Raw genomic sequence first — 6000 nt, 5'->3', positions numbered from 1 at the left:
CGGGGGTCGTTTCTTTCATCGGGCTTTTACAACCTGAAAGCTAATCTGGTTACGCATTATACCTTTTTTTGTCTTTCACTTTTGTTTAAGTCCCGCTAATCAATAATGCCGGGTTGATGCCGCTTTCTCCCCTCGATCAAGTAAAGGTTGAAGAGTGGGATCAGATGATCGATGTTAATATCAACCCTCTTTTGTTACTTTAGGGAAAGAAAAATAGAGAGAAGATTAACTAGCAATGGAGAAAGGAATCGGAGAAGCTCGAAAACCATTCATCAATTCAATTAACTTAAGGAAACAGCGTCTCATCCCAGGAATGTTGAATACATCTAACCAAGGTAACAGCAAATGGTAGAAGATATAAGGCTGAATAATTAGTCTCAAGTTATTCAGGGAACTTTTCCATGTCATGCCTACTGACCACTCCCGATGTTGGCTAAATTGAGTAGTTGATGCATTGATGAATGAAGAGGAATCAGGGCTAGAATTTGGAAGATTTTCAGCTATCACCTTCTCAACAATAAAATTGGAAATAAGTCACTTGAATGCTGACTAAAAGATAAGCACTAAAAATTATCTCCCACCAGCGCTCAATACTTTCATAGTCTGTCAAACGAAAATCAGTCTAGCCAAGTTCATTTTTAACTTGTTTAAAGCCATATTTAATCCAGTTTCTCAAACTATAAAGTTGAGCAACGTTGAGTTGAAAGTCAACAGATAAATTAGTCATAACGTACCAGCTTTCATCTCCTATAGGGTTAGGAAGATTACTTTTACTGATTTGGTAATATCTCAAGTGACGAGGTTGACCAAAGATGATTTCTCTGAGATAGCGAGTTTCTGTTTGACGATGTGAAAGCTTTTGCTGATATGCTTTCCATCTGTTATAACGCTTCCGGCTTTTAGCTGGCATCAACACACCATGATTGGAACGAATTGCCACGATAAATTCTAGGTTTAATTTTTCTAATACCCTGATGACATCTCCACTCTCTCCATAAAGGCTATCTGCCAATACCAACTTGATATTTATTAACTTTTTTTAAAGATTTTGTTATTTATTGAGGTAGATTTATTCTTCAAACAGATATATTTAATCTAAATTAATCTAGCTAAAAGCTATTTTTAAACTGGCTAGTTTTGCCTTTATTTTATAACTTAAATATTATTAATATAAGTTTTCTTTTTATTGATTGAATGTACAAAAATATCATCAATTAATTGTGGTTTTAGTATAATTTTTGGTATGTGTTGCAAAGTCACTTACTCAGCTAAATTATTCAGTTTACTTAACTCATCAAATCTTCATGTATTTGAAGTGTAGTTTATCTTTTACAGTAAAAATAGTGGGAATAATAGAATAAATCGGATTGAGCAAATTATTTAGCTATGAGCCAAATATGTCCTATCTCCAAAACCTGTGCTTGTCGCAATGTTGCACGCTGCCGGACTAAGGAAGCAGGTAGGCTCTTTCTCTGGTTCCCTGTTTCACATACCCTGATAAAAGTCACCTCCTACCTACAGCAGTTTGCCCTTAAGTATGAACTGATGCACGAGCGACCAGGTTTGAGTTTGGAGTGTAGACCCGGACAGTCCCTAGAAATTGCTCGTAACCTGGCTAAACTACTTGCACCAAGAGAATTAAAAGAGACGCAAGTCCTTTTTATTGAAGGCACTTTCCAACCTCAACTCCATGATTTTAGTGACATAGCCTCATTACAACGCTTCATTAAGTTGAACCAATCCGACTGGCTGGTTGAAATGCTGGCAACAGAACGATTCACTAGTTACTTTCAACCAATTGTCTCAATTAACGATACATCGCAAATTTTTGGATATGAATCGCTTTTGCGAGGACTGGATGAACAAGGCAATTTAGTACTACCGACACCAATTCTGGAGTTAGCAACCGAAACCGGACTTATACCACAACTTGACCAAGTTGCTCGCCTTAGCACAATCACTCAATTCAGCCGCTATCAAGTGAGTGGGCACATCTTCATCAATTTTGCACCAACATCACTTTATGACCCAGTTTTTTGCCTACGTAGGACGGTAGAAGCAATTGATACTGCTGGAATTTCCCACGATCGCGTTGTTTTTGAAGTTGTAGAATCAGACAATCCTCAAGATTTAACCCACCTGAAGACAGTGCTTAAATACTACCGAGATGCTGGGTTTTTAGTCGCTCTTGATGACCTTGGTTCTGGCTATTCCAGCCTAAACTTGCTGCATCAGTTACGTCCAGACTTTATCAAGTTGGATATGGAGTTAATTCGAGATGTACATCAAGACCTTTACAAAGCTTCGATTACCGAGAAACTTCTAGAGATTACTCAAAAGTTAAACATCCAGACTGTTGCTGAAGGAATTGAATGCATTGAGGAATTGAATTGGCTGCGAGAACGAGGTGCAAATTTTGCTCAAGGCTATTTGATTGGTAAACCCAGTGCAGTGCCTGTCACTACAACTCCTCACCTTGATCCGATCGTGTTAACTGTAGCATCAGCACATTCTAAGGTAGTTGAGCAAGTTCCACACCAAAACGAGCCTGAGCGAATTGTCGCAGATGTGACGCAGCGCATTCGACAATCCTTGGAGTTAGACGAGATTTTGCAAACCACGGTAGCCGAAGTGCGACAACTGTTTGAGGTAGACCGAGTGGTGATATATCAGTTTAAGCCAGACTGGAGTGGGTTAGTCGCTGTAGAATCTTTAGCAGAAGGGTGTATGTCGATTTTGGGATATCACGTCATGGATACCTGCTTTCAATCCACGCGTGCAGCTTACTATCAACAAGGTAACAGCAGAGCGATCGGAAATATTGAAACTGCGGGATTATCGCCATGCCATCTTACCCTCCTTCGGAGTCTGCAAATCCGGGCAAACCTTGTCGTACCCATTTTGCAGCAAGGGCGTTTGTGGGGACTATTGATTGCTCACCAATGCCGTCATCCCAGACAATGGCAGCAATCAGAGATTAACTTGTTTAACCAGTTAGCAGGTCAAGCTGCGATCGCTATTCAGCAATCAGAACTTTACCACCAATTACAACAAGCAAACCAGGAATTACAGCGCCTTGCCTGTTTAACTCAAGTGGCGAATCGACGCTGCTTTGATGACACGTTAAACACGCAGTGGCAATGGTTGGCACGAGAGCAAGGTTCGCTATCTTTGATTTTGTGTGATGTCGATTACTTTAAGCTTTACAACGATACGCATGGGCATCTGGCAGGAGATGATGCACTTAGACAGGTTGCTAAAGCAATCTCTCAGACAGTTAAACATCCCGCTGATTTGGTTGCTCGTTATGGCGGAGAAGAGTTTGCAGTCATTTTACCGAATATTGATATTGAAGCGGCCATTGCAGTTGCAAGAGATATTCAAATCAATGTTAGTGCATTACAAATGCCTCATCCCCATTCTCAGGTCAGTGAATTCATTACTCTAAGTCTTGGTGTAGCAACCATCAATCCTCATAGCCAATTATCTCCTGCAACTTTAATTGCTGCTGCTGACCAAGGACTCTACCAGGCAAAAGCACAAGGAAGAAATTGTGTGGTGCAGATGGATTGTGAGAATGCTGATATTAAATAAGCTGATACGCTTGTAAATTGCATAGTTCAAATTGCTAGAAAGATGTAAAAACGCGAATAGACGGAGACGAAAAGATACATTAACCCACTATTTACTGTCCTGCCTACAGCTTTCGTCGGAAGGGTGATCATTTTCCCCTGACAGTGCTAGTAAATCTTTTTCACAAGCCGTTGCTGGAATGATTTTTCAGGAATCTCAATGGAACGAGAAGCTTTTCTTGATTGGATAGATGAAGGGGTAATTATCTATCAGCATCGCTTAAGTAAAGCGGCATAAATAATTAAAGGTTTGTAATGAGAACTTTAGTCCTCTCTGCAAGACGCTACGCGAACAAATGAAAGCTTCAGCCCTCACTAAAAACTAATCTCAAGATTTTTTATATCACTTAATTTACTTTGATTTATTCTCACTTACTTAGAGTCGGTGAAGGTAACATAAAGAGTGAACGTGTGAATAAAATGTTAATGGCTTGACAAGTTGTGATTATATGAAATAATAATCATCTATGTATAGAAATACCTTGATGCTCTCAATATATTTTCATATACAACTATTAAATTGATTCAGTTTTATGTTCATATATGAATATATTAATTATTTTGGCTGAAGTCAGCCTGATAATCTTTGTTTTTTTATTACTGAACTGGGTTTTCAGCAAATTATTCAAGCTATTTACTAAAACCTTTATACTTAAAAGCGACAATAGAAGTATTACAACCCTCCGCCGAAATATCACAGGGTTATTGTTACTTGCTTGCGTAGTGTTGTGCATTATGATTGTGGGTGCTAATGGTTATCTAGTTTATCGCGGCGAAAACCTTCAGCAATACACATTCTTGTTGATTGAGCATATACCATTAGGATTTTGGGTGACACTAGGAATTAGTATAGCTCAGAGTATTGGCACTTTGATTTTAGCGGCGATCGCCCTGAAATTTCTAAAATATTGGCTGAAGGTAGCCAGCACTCGCGCCAAGAACTTAGAAAAAAATACTGCTGACGATGAAAGTATTGATGCTTTCTTTAACGCCCTCTATCACAGAATTAGCGGTGGAATCTGGCTATGGACTATCATCTTGTGTGCCCAATTTCTCAAATTGCCAGTAACGGTTTCGCAAAATTTGTATATCGCGCTGCGAATCTATCTAATCATTGCCGTCGGCTTGCTTACACTCAAAGCAGTCGCTGCGATCATTGATAGCCTAGATGCTCTTAGCATTAGATACTCTAATCCTGATAATCTACTGAGATTCTACGATCGCCTCCGACACCTGATACCCTTTTTAAAGCGCTGCTTGGAATTTGTGATTTATGTCTGCATGGTAACATTGGTAATTCAGCAAGTGCAGTTAATTGCCAATATCGCAACTTTTGGGCCGCGAATTATCAAGATAATCGGTATCATCTTCATTAGTCGCGTGTTGTTTGAGGTCGTTTACTTATTTATTGAAGAGGTGCTGTTCAAAGACCAGAATTTAACTGATATTCAAAGAAGTAGACGCCTGACGCTCGTTCCTCTATTTCGTAGTTTCTTACAATACTTAATTTACTTTGGTGCTACAGTTTTCATTCTCTATGCCCTGAGTATCGATCCAACTCCCATACTTGCAGGTGCTGGTATTGTTGGAATCGCTGTGGGGTTAGGGACACAAACATTAATTAACGATATTGTCTGTGGCTTCTTTATTCTATTTGAAAACTACTACTTAGTAGGTGACTATATTGAAGCTGGAAAAGTCGAAGAGAAAGTTGTCGAAGGTATTGTTGAGGCGATTGAACTTAGAACCACTCGTGTCAGACATCCTAATGGTCAATTGCAGATTATTCGCAATGGTGATATTGGCTCAATTACTAATTACTCCAAACAGTATATCTTTGCAGTAGTAGAAGTTGGCGTGCCTTATGATTCCAACTTAACGCACGTGTACAAAGTAATTGAGGAGGTGGGACAGCAGTTAAAAGCAGACGATCCAGATGTACTCGAAGGCACACAGGTGGATGGAGTCGAAAGTCTGGGAAAGTCTAACTTGTTACTGCGGACACTAACGAAGGTGAAACCGGGAAAACATCTTCAGATTCAGCGCGTTCTTCGGAAGATTTTTACGAATGCACTGCTTCAGGAAGGTATTGTAATTCCTGTGCGCGCTGAAAGTGTTGAAGGTTAATTTGGTACTTTCTTTTATACATTACATTAGGCGGATTTATAGTTATTAATATGACATAAAAAATAAATTTGAAAGCTAGAAAAATGTGTCAATTTATACAATTATTTACTAATAATTGTTATAGGCTTAAAAAGCCCTTTACTTTTATACTTTTGGCGAAACTTCACCGCCAAAAAAGCACCAGAGCGATAGGAATTACCTGTTACCAAATGCGATTGATGCTCATCAAACGCAAATCTGG

At 39.2% G+C, this 6000-nt stretch carries 5 protein-coding genes; 3 read left to right on the top strand and 2 right to left on the bottom strand.

Features of this window, described 5'->3' with window-relative positions; all coding sequences use genetic code 11:
• Positions 1 to 98 precede the first annotated feature (98 nt).
• Positions 99 to 203 (top strand): hypothetical protein, encoded by a 105-nt coding sequence (locus V7K89_RS23770; protein ID WP_335191529.1) that lies wholly within the window; start codon positions 99 to 101, stop codon positions 201 to 203.
• A gap of 22 nt (positions 204 to 225) precedes the next feature.
• On the opposite strand, the gene V7K89_RS23765 is transcribed toward V7K89_RS23770, so the two are convergent.
• Positions 226 to 507: a hypothetical protein gene (locus V7K89_RS23765; RefSeq protein WP_335191518.1), complete on the bottom strand. Its 282-nt coding sequence runs from the start codon at positions 505 to 507 to the stop codon at positions 226 to 228.
• Between the two features lie 115 nt (positions 508 to 622).
• Positions 623 to 1018 carry a hypothetical protein gene (locus tag V7K89_RS23760; protein ID WP_442941748.1) on the bottom strand — a complete coding sequence of 132 codons (396 nt, stop codon included), beginning with the start codon at positions 1016 to 1018 and terminating at the stop codon, positions 623 to 625.
• A 368-nt stretch (positions 1019 to 1386) separates the two neighbouring features.
• On the opposite strand from V7K89_RS23760, the gene V7K89_RS23755 reads away from it, so the two are divergent.
• Together V7K89_RS23755 and V7K89_RS23750 are read left to right on the top strand one after the other, a co-directional pair.
• Positions 1387 to 3594, top strand: coding sequence for an EAL domain-containing protein (locus tag V7K89_RS23755; RefSeq protein ID WP_335191514.1), 2208 nt, complete (start codon positions 1387 to 1389; stop codon positions 3592 to 3594).
• A 581-nt stretch (positions 3595 to 4175) separates the two neighbouring features.
• Positions 4176 to 5759 (top strand): mechanosensitive ion channel family protein, encoded by a 1584-nt coding sequence (locus V7K89_RS23750; RefSeq protein WP_335191513.1) that lies wholly within the window; start codon positions 4176 to 4178, stop codon positions 5757 to 5759.
• The last annotated feature ends 241 nt before the right edge of the window (positions 5760 to 6000 follow it).

The organism is Nostoc sp., assembly GCF_036917515.1.
Lineage (GTDB): Bacteria > Cyanobacteriota > Cyanobacteriia > Cyanobacteriales > Nostocaceae > Nostoc.
Note: the sequence above shows the minus strand (reverse complement) of the source record. Positions and strands in the feature narration are given on the sequence as shown.